Origin of the sequence: Pseudomonas germanica (genome assembly GCF_019614655.1) — a bacterium.
GTDB classification, from domain to species: Bacteria; Pseudomonadota; Gammaproteobacteria; order Pseudomonadales; family Pseudomonadaceae; genus Aquipseudomonas; species Aquipseudomonas neuropathica.
This window is the reverse complement of record NZ_CP071586.1, coordinates 3,547,331-3,561,834: the sequence shown is the minus strand read 5'-3', so window position 1 is coordinate 3,561,834 and position 14,504 is coordinate 3,547,331. Positions and strand designations below refer to the sequence as shown.

General features: G+C 61.1%; 11 protein-coding genes and 1 pseudogene. 4 read left to right on the top strand and 8 right to left on the bottom strand.

All coding sequences use genetic code 11. The annotated features are described in order from the left end of the window. Positions 1-134: 134 nt before the first annotated feature. Genes J0G10_RS15890 through J0G10_RS15880 form a run of 3 tightly spaced genes read right to left on the bottom strand, consistent with a single transcriptional unit; the run spans position 135 to position 4,074 of the window. Entirely contained in the window at positions 135-2,369 is a 2,235-nt protein-coding gene (locus J0G10_RS15890) for a xanthine dehydrogenase family protein molybdopterin-binding subunit (protein ID WP_220556185.1), read from the bottom strand. Further along, complete coding sequence (locus J0G10_RS15885) at positions 2,366-2,839, bottom strand: (2Fe-2S)-binding protein (RefSeq protein WP_220556184.1); 474 nt, start codon at positions 2,837-2,839, stop codon at positions 2,366-2,368. Before J0G10_RS15885 ends, J0G10_RS15890 begins: the two co-directional genes overlap by 4 nt. Continuing rightward, entirely contained in the window at positions 2,836-4,074 is a 1,239-nt protein-coding gene (locus J0G10_RS15880) for a c-type cytochrome (protein WP_425355393.1), read from the bottom strand. Before J0G10_RS15880 ends, J0G10_RS15885 begins: the two co-directional genes overlap by 4 nt. 337 nt (positions 4,075-4,411) lie before the next feature. On the opposite strand from J0G10_RS15880, the gene J0G10_RS15875 reads away from it, so the two are divergent. After that, positions 4,412-5,611, top strand: coding sequence for an MFS transporter (locus J0G10_RS15875; protein ID WP_095048968.1), 1,200 nt, complete (start codon positions 4,412-4,414; stop codon positions 5,609-5,611). A 94-nt stretch (positions 5,612-5,705) separates the two neighbouring features. Continuing rightward, the gene (locus J0G10_RS15870) at positions 5,706-6,629 is read left to right on the top strand and encodes a LysR family transcriptional regulator (RefSeq protein ID WP_220556182.1); all 924 of its coding nucleotides are present in this window, start codon (positions 5,706-5,708) and stop codon (positions 6,627-6,629) included. 10 nt (positions 6,630-6,639) lie between these two features. Here J0G10_RS15870 and J0G10_RS15865 read toward each other — a convergent pair whose 3' ends face one another. The 4 genes from J0G10_RS15865 to xylA all read right to left on the bottom strand — a co-directional run bounded on the left by J0G10_RS15865 (position 6,640) and on the right by xylA (position 11,964). Further along, on the bottom strand, positions 6,640-7,776 hold the full coding sequence (locus tag J0G10_RS15865) for a sugar ABC transporter permease (RefSeq protein ID WP_007913196.1): 1,137 nt from the start codon (positions 7,774-7,776) through the stop codon (positions 6,640-6,642). Next, positions 7,777-9,333 carry a D-xylose ABC transporter ATP-binding protein gene (gene xylG, locus J0G10_RS15860; RefSeq protein ID WP_220556181.1) on the bottom strand — a complete coding sequence of 519 codons (1,557 nt, stop codon included), beginning with the start codon at positions 9,331-9,333 and terminating at the stop codon, positions 7,777-7,779. Between the two features lie 164 nt (positions 9,334-9,497). Then, on the bottom strand, positions 9,498-10,499 hold the full coding sequence (gene xylF / locus J0G10_RS15855; protein WP_220556180.1) for a D-xylose ABC transporter substrate-binding protein: 1,002 nt from the start codon (positions 10,497-10,499) through the stop codon (positions 9,498-9,500). 148 nt (positions 10,500-10,647) lie between these two features. Next, entirely contained in the window at positions 10,648-11,964 is a 1,317-nt protein-coding gene (xylA, locus tag J0G10_RS15850) for a xylose isomerase (RefSeq protein ID WP_220556179.1), read from the bottom strand. 175 nt (positions 11,965-12,139) lie between these two features. Between xylA and J0G10_RS15845 the strand changes: the two genes are divergently transcribed. Both J0G10_RS15845 and J0G10_RS15840 read left to right on the top strand, forming a co-directional pair. Continuing rightward, positions 12,140-13,321, top strand: a complete 1,182-nt coding sequence (locus J0G10_RS15845; protein WP_220556178.1) for a XylR family transcriptional regulator — start codon at positions 12,140-12,142, stop codon at positions 13,319-13,321. Between the two features lie 57 nt (positions 13,322-13,378). After that, on the top strand, positions 13,379-14,035 hold the full coding sequence (locus J0G10_RS15840; protein WP_095125971.1) for a dTMP kinase: 657 nt from the start codon (positions 13,379-13,381) through the stop codon (positions 14,033-14,035). A gap of 49 nt (positions 14,036-14,084) precedes the next feature. On the opposite strand, the pseudogene J0G10_RS15835 reads toward J0G10_RS15840, so the two are convergent. Beyond that, positions 14,085-14,435, bottom strand: a pseudogene (locus tag J0G10_RS15835) (alpha/beta hydrolase fold domain-containing protein); the annotation flags it as partial. Positions 14,436-14,504 lie beyond the last annotated feature (69 nt).

Genomic DNA, 14,504 nt, shown 5'->3' with positions numbered 1-14,504 from the left:
CGGCAGCGGGGCCGCGAACCAGTGCCGCTAACTTAACCGCGCTCAGCGGGGCTGATAATCGGCGACCGGCGCTACGCTGTTTTGCGCGCAACGCAACGGCGCCCGTGCTCATCAGCGATGAACACGGGCGTGGCTCAGTCGGATTGGTTTGAGCGCGTGAGCGGTAGGTTCAGCCAGCGCCGGCCAGTGGCGTTGGCGACGGCGTTGCCAAGGGCGGCGGCCATCGGCCCTTGAACGATTTCAGCGGCACCGAGGAAGGGTTCTCCCGGTTGGTCGAGCAAATGCACATCGACTTTTTTCGGCAGTTGCGTGAAGCGCAGAATCGGATAACCGCTCCAGTCGTAGCTGCGAATGCCCCCCGCGTCGTAGGCGACTTTTTCGTACAGGGTCCAGCTCGCGGACTGCACGATGCCGCCCTCGACCTGATTGCGCAGGCCATCGGGGCTGACGATCTGGCCGACATCCACCGCCGTCACCACGTGATCGATGCGGATCTCGCCAGTCTGCGGATGCACGCGAAGTTTCACCGCGATGGCGCAGTAACCCATGATGTTTTTGTAGCGGGCAAAGGCGAAACCGATACCGGCGCCGGGCTCGCTGCTTTTTTGCGGCCAACCGATCTCATCACGCACACGTTCTACCACCGCGCGAGCACGCGGGTCGCTGAGATGGGCCAGACGCAAGGCGACCGCGTCGATGCCGGCCCTGACCGCCAGTTCGTCGATACTCGCCTCGATGGCAAAAATGTTGATGTGCGCGCCCAGTGAACGCATGGCCGAGGTGCGAAAGGGCATCTGGGTGACGAAGGTCATGTTGATGCGCGTCGAGTTCAACGCATACAGCGGTACCGCGTTGCGATCACCATCGCCTTCGGGCTGGGCGATCGGCACGGATGGCGCCGAGGCGAAGGGCCGCGCGAGCAAGCGTGCCGGCAGCAGACGCCCGGCGTTGACGATGCGTTCGTTATGCGGCGTGGTCCAGAGTTCGTAGGCCCAGTCCTGCAGACGACCCTGGCTGAGGCCTGCGTCGACTTCAGTGACCATCGCCGAGCTATACGGCTCCCAAAGATTTTCCTGTTCGCGCATCCATTGCACGCGCACCGGCGTACCGGGCACGCGCAGGGCAATCAATGCTGCATCGGCGGCGGCATCATCTGCGCCGTTGTGGCCGTAACACCCTGAGCCTTCAGTATGAATACAGCGCACCCGCTCTGGTGGCAGGCCGAGCATTTCGGCAATGCCGGCGCGCAGCGGGTAAACGCCTTGGGTGTGGGTCCAGACGGTGAGCGTGCCGTCCTTGAACCAGGCCACTGCGCAAGACGGGCCGATCGAGCCGTGCATCAGATATTGCTTGGTGACCCGCGCCTGAAAACGCGTGTCGGCCGCGCCGTTTGGCGTGCCGCTGTTGCTGATCGGATAGCGCCGTGAGGGCAGGCGTTTGAGCAGGTCATGAATCTGCGCCGCATCAGGAATCGCCTCGCCGCTGCTCCACTGCGCGACTTCGCTGGCACGGCGCATGGCTTTGATCGCTTGCCACTCATCACCGGCGACCACCGCCAGATAGTTGCCGTTGCGGATCACCTTGACCACGCCAGCCAGCGCTTCGATGGACGCCGCATCGAATGCTTGCAGCTTGCAGCCCGGACGAGGCGGGCGGATCACCCGCGCATGCAGCATGCCCGGCAGGCGCATGTCCTGGACGAAGGCCGCACCACCGCTGACCTTCGCCGGAATGTCGAGGCGCGGCAACGAATGGCCGATCAGTTTGAAATCAGCGGCGGCCATCGCCGGTGACTGAGCCTTGGCATATTGATGCACATCGACATGCTTGACCGCGTCGGCGTAACTCATCTGCTGGCCGGCCGGGCCTACGATCACAGCGTCGCGGGTGCTCAGCAGTGCTGCATCAACCTGCCAACTGCGCGCGGCGGCATCGACGAGCATTTCGCGTACCTGTGCGGCGGCGTTATACAACGCGGTACCGCTGTCGAAAATACTGTGGCTGCCGGCGGTGTAGCCTTCGTTGGGTGTCAGCGCGGTGTCGGCGGTGAATAGGTTGATCGCGGACGCCGGCACCTGCAAACGTTCGGCGGCGATTTGCAGCAGCGCGGTTTTCACCCCGGTGCCCAATTCGACCTTGCCGGTGTAGACGGTAATGCCGTCGGCGCCGATGCGGATCCAAGCGTCGAGAAACGGATTGGTGCGCAGGCTTCCGGGCAGGTCGGGGGCGAGGACCACGGTGCCGAGCGTATCGACTTCCGTATCCGCCAACACACGCCGCGCGACCGGCATCAGGGTGAACGCCATTAGCAACGCACCGCCACGCAGGAAGGCGCGGCGGCTCGGGTTCAATTCATTCGACTCACTCATGTCAGGCTCCCGTTGTGCCCGGCCACCTGTTTGATCGCCTCGATGATGCGCAAGTGCGTACCGCAGCGGCACAGGTTGCCGGCCATGTGCTCGCGAATGGTCGCCTCATCCGGGTGGCGATTACGCTCAAGCAACGCCTGCGCGCGCATCAGCATGCCGGCAATGCAGTAACCGCATTGCGCGGCCTGTTTCTCAATGAACGCCGCTTGCAGGGGGCCAGGATCTTCTGCGCTACCGAGGCTTTCCACGGTGCAGATTTTTTTGCCTTCGAGGCCGGCGCAGGGCGTCAGGCAGGCGAACACCGGTTGATCATCGACGATCACCGTGCAGGCACCGCATTGGCCGAGACCGCAGCCGTATTTGGCGCCGTTGAGGTTCAAGTGATTGCGCAGCGCATACAGCAGCGGCATGTCCGGCTCCAGCTCAAGCGGTTGCGCGGCTCCGTTGACGTTGAGGGTGATCTGGCTCATTTCGTCTCCTGACGTAACGCTTCAATAGTGGAAGAGAGGTCGGCCCACGGTTGATCGGGGCTGGCTTGCTGACGCAGATACGCGGCCAGTGCGCCGAGTTGCGCGTTGTCGAGGCTGGCGGCGAATGCAGGCATCAGCGGACCGGGCGATCCGGGTGTGGCGGGCAAGCCTTCAAGCACGGTTTTGAGGAAATTGCGCGAGCTGGCCGCTTGCAGCGCCGAGGTGTTTTGCAACCCCGGGCGACCATCGATGGTGCGCATCGGCGCCGCTGGGCCATGGCAACCGGCGCAGGCGCTGCTGAAGAGCAGGGCGTCGGTCGAGTGGTCTGCCGGGGCATTGGCGGCGCGCTGCGCTGTTGTCTCTGTCACCGAAAGCGGGTTTTCCAAACTGAGCAGGTATTCGGCAATCGCCTCGGCCTCACTGGCGGGCAAGCGGGCCAGACTCAAGCTGACCGGACGCATCGGCCCGGCGGGTGTGCCGTGGCCATCAACGATCTCAGCGCGCAGATAGCCGACCAGTTGCTCACGACTCCACGGGTTGCTGCGCTGGCCCATGCCGACCAGCGCCGGCGCGTGCCAGCCGTCAACGCTGCCGCCCTGTAGGTATGCCGAGGACTTTTCCGCGCCGATCAGGTTCAGCGGCGAATGGCAGCCGGCGCAATGGCCCGGGCCATCGACCAGATAACGCCCGCGATTCCACGCCTCGCTACGCCCCGCCAGAGGCGTCAGCGGCTCACCGTGCAGAAATAGCAGGTTCCAGAACGCCACCAACGGGCGAATGTTCATCGGAAAATTCATCTGGTTCTGCGCGGCCGGCGCGTGCACGGCGGGGCCGCTCATCAAGTAGGCGTAAGCGTCGGCGATGTCTGCTGCGCTCATGCGCCGGTAGTGCACGTAGGGGAACGCCGGATAGAGCAAGTGACCATCGCGAGCAATGCCCTGACGCATCGCCCGCTCGAAGGCCGGCAGCGACCATTGGCCGATACCGGTTTCTACGTCCGGGGTGATGTTGGTGCTGTACAGCGTGCCGAACGGCGTTACCAGCGGCAGCCCGCCGGCCAGATATTCACCGCCGGGGCGGGTATGGCAGACCGCACAATCGCCGGCCTCGACCACCCGCGCCCCGCGTTGCAATTGCGCAGTATCGAACAGCGTCGGGCGCTCGATGGGTGTAATTGCCGGACGCCACATCAACCAAACGGCACCGATCAGGCCGAGCACAGCGATGACTGCCACGCTGATCCATAGCGTTCTGGACTTCAGAAATGAGCTGTTCATGGCACAGGAAAAAACGCGGCAGGCGATGACAGGACGGATGGGCTGCGGGTCATGGAAACGCTCCTTGTGATGGCCGGGGAAGGGCGCCGCTGGGGACGACAGCGCCAGAGGCCAAAGCGTAGAGAAACCGTCTGCGCGGGAGAATCAGCGGCGCGCGCAACAGCGCGTTGCGCGAGAAGCAACGCCTGCGCCGTTGCGTCGGACGCATCACTGCGTTGCCCGCCGCGTGGATTCTGCGCATCGCCACAGGGCCGTAGCCTTGGCAGCACTTTCCTGAACTCAATGAGGTGTCATCATGCTCACAGGCAATCCGGCCGTTGCGGCGAATGCCGAACAGCCAACTTCACTGTCCGGCCTGATGGTCGCGTTCTTGGCATTTTGCTGTGGCGCGGTCGTGGCCAATCTTTATTACGCGCAGCCGATCGTCGAACTGATTGCACCGCAGATCGGACTGTCCAGCGCCAATGCCAGCCTGATCGTTTCGCTGACGCAATTTGGCTACGCACTGGGCCTGTTACTGCTGGTGCCACTGGCCGACCTGATGGAAAACCGCCGGCTGGTGGTCGGCTTCACCCTGGCGGCGAGCGTCACATTGCTGTGCGCCGGGCTGACCCATTCACCGTCGATGTTCCTGCTGTTGTCTTTGCTGATCGGTCTGACCTCGGTGGCCGTGCAGATCCTTGTGCCGTTGGCGGCACACCTGGCGCCTGAGGCCAGTCGTGGCCGCGTCGTCGGCAATATTATGAGCGGTCTGCTGTTGGGTATTCTGTTGTCGCGGCCACTGTCGAGCCTGTTGGTTGAAGTGTTCGGCTGGCGCGGGGTGTTTTACAGCGCGGCGGCCCTGATGGCGGTCATCGCGCTGATCACTGCGGTGGCGCTGCCGCGTCGGCTGCCGACGCATAAAGCTTCGTATGCTGCGTTGATCGGTTCGGTGTTTGCCTTGGCCCGGCGCTATCCACTGTTGCGTCAGCGCTCGCTGTATCAAGGGTTGCTGTTTGCCAGTTTCAGCCTGTTCTGGACCCTTGCACCGATTGAACTGATGCGTCACCACGGCTTCACTCAGGCACAAGTCGCGATCTTCGCGCTGGTCGGTGCGGTGGGTGCCATTGCCGCGCCGATTGCCGGACGTCTGGCCGATGCCGGGCATGGTCGTCGCGGCACGCTGGTCGCATTGCTGCTGGCGCCGGTTTCGCTGCTGATCGCCGCGCTCCCGGGCAGCGGCTATGTCTGGTTGGTGGTGTGCGCGGTGCTGCTGGATTTCGCCGTGCAATTGAACATGGTGCTCGGCCAGCGTGAGGTGTACGCCCTCGATCCCCACAGCCGTGCGCGCCTGAACGCCGTGTACATGACCAGTATTTTCGTCGGCGGCGCGCTGGGGTCGCTGGTTGCAAGCCCGTTGTACGAGCATTTCGGCTGGAACCTGTCCGCTGTCGCGGTGGCGCTGTTGCCAGCGCTGGCGCTCGGCTTGTTCCTGGGTCGCCAGGCCGATGTCTGAACAACCGGCGAGTGCGGGCAAGCACGGCGGTACAAGACGACGGGGGAACAGTGATGCACAATCATCCGCGTTCCCTTTCGACCGGACTCCGCTTATGGACAAGTTGCTGGCACTGAAGATGTTTGTGGAAACCGTGCGCTGCGGGGGCTATTCCTCGGCAGCGCGCAAACTCGGGATATCAACGTCGTCAGTGACCCGGCAAGTCGCGGGGCTGGAACACGAGTTGGGCGCGAGCCTGCTCAATCGCACCACGCGCAACACCAGCGTGACCGTTGCCGGCCAGACCTATTTCGAAAAAGCCGTGGCGATTCTCGACGCGATCGACGAAGCCGATGCCGTCGTCGCCGATCGTGGCGCCGAAGCGCAGGGCCGTCTGCGCATCAGCGTGCCGGTGGAGTTCGGGCGGCGCCTGATTGCGCCGCACCTGAGCCGTTTGCTTGAACGGCATCCCGGTCTGGAGATCAGTCTGTCGCTGAGCGATCAGGTCAGCGACCTGCTCAGCGAGCAGATCGATGTTTCCGTGCGGCTCGGATCGTCGGTGGTCAGTGAAGACATCGTCAGCAAACGCGTGGGGCAGTTCGAACGCTGGGTGGTAGCGAGTCCGGCGTATCTGGCGCGTAGCGCAGTGCTCTGTCACCCACGGGATTTGCTGGAGCATCAATGCCTGCGTTTCGATTACGGCGCCACCCACCAGCACTGGACTTTTCAGAATGAAGACGCGCCCATTCAGCTCAATGTCCACGGGCGGCTGCAAAGTAATAATGCCGACATCCTGCGCGAAGCCGCCATCGGCGGCGGCGGGGTGACGCTGCTGGCCGACTGGCTGGTGCGCGACGACGTCGCAGTCGGCCGGCTGACCCGCTTGCTTGAGCAGTACGAGGTCAATCCCGGCAGCGCCAGCACGTGCATCAACGCGTTGTATTTACCCAATCACCGTGGGTCCAGCCGGATCAATGTGTTTATCGACTTCCTGATGGAAATTCTCAGCCCGACGCCCGCGACCACGCCCGCTGCGTGATGCCTGCGGCTCAACGGCGCCCGGTCCGCGTACTCACATCCACCCAAACCGCCAACACCAGAATGCTGCCCTTGACGATCATCTGCCAGTAACTGTCGACGTCGAGCATCGACATGCCGTTATCCAGACTGGTGATGACCAGCGCACCGAGGAGGGCGCCGTACACCGTGCCGGAGCCGCCGCGCATGGAGGTACCGCCGATAAAGCAGGCGGCGATGGCGTCGAGTTCGCCCATGCTCCCGGCCGAGGGCGAACCGGCGGCGAGGCGCGCGGTGTTGACCACGCCGGCGAGGGCGCACATCACGCCCATGATCCCGAAAATCCACAGCTTCACCGCCTGCACATTGATCCCGGACAGGCGCGTCGCTTCCATATTGCTGCCCACGGCATAGACGCGCCGGCCGAACACGGTCTGACTGGTGACGTAACTGAACACGCCCAGCAGAATCAGCAACAACAAGACCGGCACGGGAATGCCGTCATAGCTGTTCAGCGTCTGAACGAAACCGGCGAGCACGGCGCCGATCACCAATACGCGGATGACGTCACGCACCAACGAATGCGCCGCGAGGCCGTGAAGGGCGCGATTGCGCCGCTGTTTCCAGGTCAGGAACACCGTCAGCGCGAACAGCAAAATGCCCAGGCCAGTGCCGATTGCGTGAGGCAGGTAACCCTGGCCGATGTAGACCAGTTCCGGCGATACCGGTGCGATGGTCGTGCCGCCGGTAATCCCCAGCAGAATCCCGCGAAACGCCAGCATGCCGCCGAGACCGACAATGAACGAGGGGATGCGCAGGTAAGCCGTCATGTAGCCGTTGGCGAGGCCGATCATCAGCCCACACAGGGCGACCAGACTGAGGTTGGCCAGCAGCGGAATGTGGTAGACAACATCGAGAATCGCCGCGAGACCACCGAGCAGGCCGAGTAATGAACCGACTGACAAATCGATCTCGCCGCTGATGATCACCAGCACCATGCCGCAGGCAAGAATGCCGGTAATCGACATCTGCCTTAGCAGATTGGAAAGGTTGCGCGGGGTCAGAAATCCGCCCTCGGTCTGCCAACTGAAGAACAGCCAGATCAGCACCACGGCAAACACCAGCGCGAGCATTTTGTAGCGGGTGAACAGTTGTTTGACCTGATTCATTTACGCGGTTTTCCGATCATTATTGTTATGGCTGCCAGGCTGGCTGAGGGCGGCGGCGAGTACCTGTTCCTGGGTGAGTTCATGGTTGATGAAGTCACCACGCAACTGGCCTTCGCCGATCACCAGCACGCGGTCGGAAACGCCAAGCACTTCGGCCAGTTCCGACGAGACCATGATGATCGACACGCCGGCAGCGGCCAGTGCGCCCATCAACTTGTAGATTTCGTATTTGGCGCCGACGTCCACACCTCGGGTCGGCTCATCGAGAATCAGTACCCGGGGTTTGGCCAGCAGCATCTTCGCCAGCACGGCTTTTTGTTGATTACCCCCCGAGAGGCTGGTGATCGGCAGGAACGGGCTGGCGGTTTTGAGGTGCAGGCGCGAGATTTCCTTATCGATGCTGCCCAGTTCGGCTTCGGCATCGATGCGGGTCAGTTTCGAGTAGTTGTCCAGCACGGCGAGGGTGATGTTCTGGCCAACGCCCAGGTCCGGAATGATGCCTTGGCGCTTGCGGTCCTCCGGCACCAGGCACAGGCCGGCGTGGATTGATTTGAGCGGCGTGCGGGTGTCGATGGGATGCCCATCGAGCCAGACTTCGCCCTCATGGCGACCGGGGTAGGCGCCGAACAGCGCGGTCACCAGTTCGGTGCGGCCGGCACCGACCAGACCGGCGATACCAAGGATCTCGCCGCGTTTGAGCACGAAGGAAACGTCGTCGACCCGTTTGCGCTTGGGGTTGTCGACGTCGTAGCAGGTAATGTGCCGGGCCTCGAAAATCACCTCGCCAATATCGTGCGGCTCGGAGGGGTAGAGGTTGCTCATTTCCCGCCCGACCATCTGCGTGATGATCTGCGCAATATCCATGTCGGCCATGGCGGTGGTGGCGATGTGTTCGCCGTCGCGGATCACCGAAATGGTGTCGCACACGGCGGCGACTTCATCGAGCTTGTGCGAGATGTAGACGCAGGCCACGCCTTTGGCTTTGAGGTCGCGGATGATATCCAGCAACACCTCGATTTCCGAACGGCTCAACGCCGATGATGGCTCGTCGAGGATCAGTAGGCGGGCCTGTTTGTTCAGAGCCTTGGCGATTTCTACCAGTTGCTGATAGCCGCCGCCGTACTGCGAAACCGGCAGCGACACGTTCATGTCGGGGACTTTCAGTTCGCGCATCAGCGCTTCGGCGCGGTGGATCATCGCCGGGTAATTCATGCGTCCGCCGGGCAGCGTCAATTCATGGCCCATGAAAATGTTTTCGGCCACCGACAGGTCGGGCACCAGCGTCAGCTCCTGGTGAATGATGACGATACCGGCGGCTTCCGTTTCACTGATCGATTGCGCCTTTAGCGGCTGACCGTCCCAGAGGATTTCACCGTCCCAGGTGCCGTGGGGGTAGACCGCCGAAAGGATCTTCATCAGCGTCGACTTGCCGGCGCCATTCTCGCCGCACAGGCCAACGCACTCGCCGGGCCTGACCTTGATGTCGATGCCGTTCAGCGCTTTGACACCGTCGAAGGTTTTGACGATGCCGTTCATTTGCAGCAGATAGTCGGACATGGAGAGGGCTCGTATATCAAAGACTCACACACCACGAAACCTGTGGGAGCGAGCCTGCTCGCGAAAGCGTCAGTTCAGACAATGCTTCGTTGACTGACACACCGCATTCGCGAGCAGGCTCGCTCCCACAAGGGTTTTCGCATCACCGGAGATTTGTGATGTGATCACTTCCCGGCAATTTGCGCCTTGGTGTAGAAGCCGTCCTGTTCGAGCAGGTCGATGTTGTCCTTGGTCAGCGGGGTTGGCGTGAGCAGGATGGTGTCGACTTTTTTGCTGCCGTTGTCGTACTGCGAGCTGAAGGCGGGTTTTTCGTTGCGTGCCAGTTGCACCGAAAGCTTGGCCGCTTCGGAGGCGATGAGTTTCAGCGGCTTGTAAACGGTCATGGTTTGCGTGCCGGCGATCACACGTTTGACAGCAGCAAGGTCGGCGTCCTGCCCGGAAATCGGCACCTTGCCGGCCAGTTGCTGCGCCGCCAATGCCTGAATGGCACCACCCGCCGTGGCGTCGTTGGAGGCAACGATGCCGTCGATTTTGTTGTCGTTGCGTGTCAGGGCGTTTTCAACAATGCTCAGCGCTTCGGTCGGGTTCCATTCCTTCACCCACTGCTGGCCGACGATCTTGATATCGCCCTTGTCGATGGCCGGTTGCAGCACTTTCATCTGGCCTTCACGCAGGATCTTGGCGTTGTTGTCGGTAGGCGCACCACCGAGCAAAAAGTAATTGCCCTTCGGCGCGGCATTCAGCACACCGCTGGCCTGCATCTCGCCGACCTTTTCGTTATCGAAGGAAATGTAGGCGTCGACATCGGCGTTGAGGATCAGACGATCATAGGACACGACTTTGATCCCGGCTTTCTTCGCTTCGGCCACTGCGTTGGTCAGCACCGTGGCATTGAACGGCACGATGACGATGACATCGACGCCCCGGGAAATGAGGTTTTCGATCTGGGAGATCTGCTTCTGCTCGTTGGCATCGGCCGATTGCACGAAGACCTTGGCGTCCATTTTTTCTGCCGCCGCGACGAAGTAGTCACGGTCACGCGACCAGCGTTCCAGGCGCAGATCATCAATGGAGAAACCGATTTTCGGGTGGGCTGCGTCAGCCAGCACCGGCAGCGACAGCAAGGCCAGAACAGTGGCCAATAACGTGCGTTTTACGTTCTTCATATGGGGCGTCCTTTTATTGTTGTTGGAAAGACACGGCCTGACGATGAGTATCGGGCTGGTAAAACTGTAGAGAATCCGCAGACGCCGCAGGCACAGAATTGTCGTGCAATTGTCACAGCGTCGAAGCGCCGGCAGATTCCCGTAGCAATCAGCGATAGAGGTAGCGGTTGACGATGTTCTCGAGCATTTCCTGGCGGCCGCTGACGGCTTGCGGGTTCAACTCGTTGGTGAACGCGAGCTCGGCCAACGACTCAAGGTTGAAGTCACCCGTCAACACCGCCTGCCCGAACGGCTGCTGCCAACCGGCGTAGCGTTGGTCCTTGAGCCGTTGCAGTTCGTCGTTCTGCACCATGGCCGCTGCGCGCTCCAGAGAAAGGGCGAGAACGTCCATGGCGCCGACGTGGCCATGGAACAGATCGATCTGATCGAGGCTTTGCCGGCGCACCTTGGAGTCGAAGTTGAAACCGCCATTCTTGAACCCGCCAGCCTTGAGGATTTCATAGGTGGCCAGGGTCATTTCTTCGACGCTGTTGGGGAACTGATCGGTGTCCCAGCCGTTTTGCGGATCACCCCGGTTGGCGTCGATGCTGCCGAAAATCCCCAGGGAGACAGCGGTCGCAATCTCGTGATGGAAGCTATGCCCGGCCAAAGTCGCGTGGTTAGCCTCGATGTTGACCTTGATTTCGTGCTCCAGCCCGAACTGCTGAAGAAAGCCAAACACGGTGGCGCTGTCGTAATCGTATTGGTGCTTGGTCGGCTCTTGCGGCTTGGGTTCGATCAGCAGGTCACCGGTGAAACCGATCTTGTGCTTGTGCTCGACCACCATGCGCATAAAGCGGCCGAGTTGTTCGCGTTCACGCTTCAAGTCCGTGTTGAGCAGGGTTTCGTAGCCTTCGCGACCGCCCCATAACACGTAGTTGGCGCCTTTCAGGCGATGGGTCGCGTTCATGGCGCTGAACACCTGGGCAGCGGCGCAGGCGAACACTTCCGGATCCGGATTACTCGCGGCGCCGGCAGCGAAACGCGGGTTGCTGAAGCAGTTGGCGGTGCCCCACAACAGCTTGATGCCGCTGGCTTCCTGGTGTTGCTCAAGGTGATCAACCATCTGCGCGAAATGGTTGCGATACTCCTTCAGCGAGCTGCCTTCCGGGGCGACATCGGTGTCATGGAAGCAGTAATAGTCGATACCCAGTTTGGAGAAAAACTCGAAGGCGGCGGCTGCTTTGCCGATCGCCAGTTCCATCGGGTCGCCGGCGTGTTGCCATGGGCGCTTGAACGTCCCCGCGCCGAACACATCGGAACCCGGCCAGACGAAAGTGTGCCAGTAACAGGCGGCCATGCGCAGGTGTTCACGCATGGGTTTGCCGAGGATGAGTTTGTCGGCGTCGTAGTGACGGAAGGAGAGGGGGGAATCGCTGTTTGGGCCTTCGTAGCGAATCGGCTCGACATCAGGGAAATACTGCATGGACCTTGTCCTTGTTGTTCTTGGCGGTGTCTCGATACTAGCAACGGCCCCGACCCCGCTGATTATGAAAAGCATCAACACGGAGTGCGATTTTGCGTATTGAGCTTCTTCGACCAGGCGCCTAGTCTGTGTCAATCGCCTCTGTGACAAGGGGCTCGGGACAAGCATAAAAACAATGAAAACCGTACCGCCTGTTCACCGCATCGCTCTGTTGTTCAACGGCAGCAAGATCTACGACCGTGGCATCATCAGCGGCATCGGCAACTACCTGAGCAGCACTCGGGCCTCCTGGGACCTGTTTTTGGAAGAGGATTTTCTCTGTCGTTTGAAAGGCATCGAGCGCTGGCAGGGCGACGGGATCATCGCCGACTTCGACGATCCGCTGATTGGCGAGGCGCTGGCCGATATCCAGATGCCAGTGGTAGCGGTAGGGGGCTCGTACGAGGATAAGCGCGCCTATCCGAAAGCGATTCCCTACGTCGCCACCGATAACAACGCACTGATAACGCTGGCCTACACGCACTTGATCGAGGCGGGACTGCAGCGTTTCGCCTGTTTCAGCCTGCCTGAAGCGCAAGCCAATCGCTGGGCGCAAGAGCGCGAAAAAGCCTTTCGCAAATTGATGAAGCGCGATGGTCTGCACGGCGAAATCTATCGCGGCATGGGCACCAGCGCACCGCTGTGGGACAGCGCCGTCGAACAACTGATCGCCTGGCTGCAAAGCCTGCCCAAACCCATCGGCATCATCGCCGTCAGCGACGCCCGCGCGCGCCAGTTGCTGCAAGCCTGTCTGACCGCCGGGATTGCCGTGCCGGAACAGGTGGCATTGATCGGCATCGACAATGATCCGCTGACACGCAGCCTGACCCGCGTGCCGCTGAGCTCGGTCATTCAGGGCACCGAAACCATGGGCCGTACCGCCGCGCAATTACTCCATCAGATGCTCCATGGCATGCCGTCCACCGGTACACAAATCCTGATTCCTCCCGATGCGGTCAACGTGCAGGTGTCGAGCTTGCACCAGCCTTTGGGCAATCCCTACGTCATGCAAGCGCTGCTGTTCATCCGCCAATACGCTTGCCAAGGCATCAAAACGGCGCAGGTGGCGGCGTATGTCGGTGTGTCGCGCTCATCACTCGAAGCGCATTTCCGCGCCGAGCGAGGCTGCAGCGTGCACGACGAGATCCTGCGTTTCAAACTGGCAGCGGCCACCAGCGGATTGAAAAATACTGACTCGGTGATCGCCGACGTGGCGCGCAGTTGCGGGTTTAAATCTGCGCAGTATCTGCACACGGTGTTTCGCCGGGAGTTTGGCTGTACGCCGCGTGAGTATCAGCAAGGGGCAGGGATGCGCTGATGGAATACCGGAAATGAGGTTAGAGTGGGCATCAATGTCTTGATTGTTGCGTGAACAATGAATCGTCCGCTGTTCGTTTCTCTGGATGGGCCCAAAGGCACCGGCAAAACCACACTGTTGGAAGCCGTTACGCAAGTATTGAGGGCGGGCAACCAGAAAGTCATCCGGCTTTGCGAGAGAAAAAGCGATCCGTTCAGGGGTGAAACCATGGCCTTGGTCAACACTCTGGCGAGAAATCCTTGCCGGGATCTGGAGTGGGCTGTGTGTCAGCGCCTCGCGGATAGCCGTCGCTGGATCTCCCAGAACGTTCTGACGAAGCAGCCGCTGGACAGCATCATCTTGATCGATCGCTGGTATCCCTCGGATGCCGCGTTTCGCCAAACCATCCCGTTTGCCGAGATTCTTCAATTGAATATGGAGCGAGATGTGCGGGTGCCAGATCTGCATGTCGGCGTCGTCACCGATCCGGATATTTCATGGGCCAGGGCTGCGAACCGATCACGAGGACTGGGCGGCACTGTGATCCAGAAGCACGCAGAGCATGTGGCGTGTACAGAAATGTTCGAGCAAGCGGTCAAGGATCACGGCTGGATGTTGTGCCGTAATGAAGGAACGGTTGAGGAGGCGACGATGCTGGTGGTTTCTCGGATCTATGAGGTGCTTGGGTTGAACGTCGAAGTGGATGCCAGGCTTGGCGCTCAGGGTATCGCGTAGACCTTGAAGTTCAGTGGACACGGCCCTGCCAACGCGGTTGCTCTGCGTTTTAGCGCTTAGCGTCGGCCAAGCCAGCCTCGATGAAGCGAACGGAACTCTCCATAGCCTGCTGACCTTCTGGCAGCATGGTGGCGTAGAAGTGCCAGGCGTGGAACATCGCAGGCCATACTTCCAGGTTCACGCGAACTCGGTTATCAGCCAGGTGAGCTGCAAGGCGCATTGCATCACTCAACATCAGCTCGTTCTCGCCGATCTGCACCAAGATTGGTGGAAGACCGGTGACGTCCGTGAACACAGGTGAGGCCAGAGGATTATTGGCCAATGTGTCGCCCAGGAATGCTCTGGCGAGGATTTCCAGGACAGGCTTGGAGTTCAGAGGATCCAGACCTTCAAAGCCCGAATCATGCCTTGATGCATAAACATTTCGTCGCGCGGCAGTCGCAAGCCTCGTGTGCTTCGCAAACCTTCA

Coding starts and splice junctions, on each gene's coding strand:
- J0G10_RS15890 (WP_220556185.1), bottom strand. CDS start 2,369: ATGAGTGAGTCGAATGAATTGAACCCGAGCCGCCGCGCCTTCCTGCGT.
- J0G10_RS15865 (WP_007913196.1), bottom strand. CDS start 7,776: ATGAATCAGGTCAAACAACTGTTCACCCGCTACAAAATGCTCGCGCTG.
- xylF (WP_220556180.1), bottom strand. CDS start 10,499: ATGAAGAACGTAAAACGCACGTTATTGGCCACTGTTCTGGCCTTGCTG.
- J0G10_RS15870 (WP_220556182.1), top strand. CDS start 5,706: ATGGACAAGTTGCTGGCACTGAAGATGTTTGTGGAAACCGTGCGCTGC.
- J0G10_RS15840 (WP_095125971.1), top strand. CDS start 13,379: ATGAATCGTCCGCTGTTCGTTTCTCTGGATGGGCCCAAAGGCACCGGC.
- J0G10_RS15885 (WP_220556184.1), bottom strand. CDS start 2,839: ATGAGCCAGATCACCCTCAACGTCAACGGAGCCGCGCAACCGCTTGAG.
- J0G10_RS15875 (WP_095048968.1), top strand. CDS start 4,412: ATGCTCACAGGCAATCCGGCCGTTGCGGCGAATGCCGAACAGCCAACT.
- xylG (WP_220556181.1), bottom strand. CDS start 9,333: ATGTCCGACTATCTGCTGCAAATGAACGGCATCGTCAAAACCTTCGAC.
- J0G10_RS15845 (WP_220556178.1), top strand. CDS start 12,140: ATGAAAACCGTACCGCCTGTTCACCGCATCGCTCTGTTGTTCAACGGC.
- xylA (WP_220556179.1), bottom strand. CDS start 11,964: ATGCAGTATTTCCCTGATGTCGAGCCGATTCGCTACGAAGGCCCAAAC.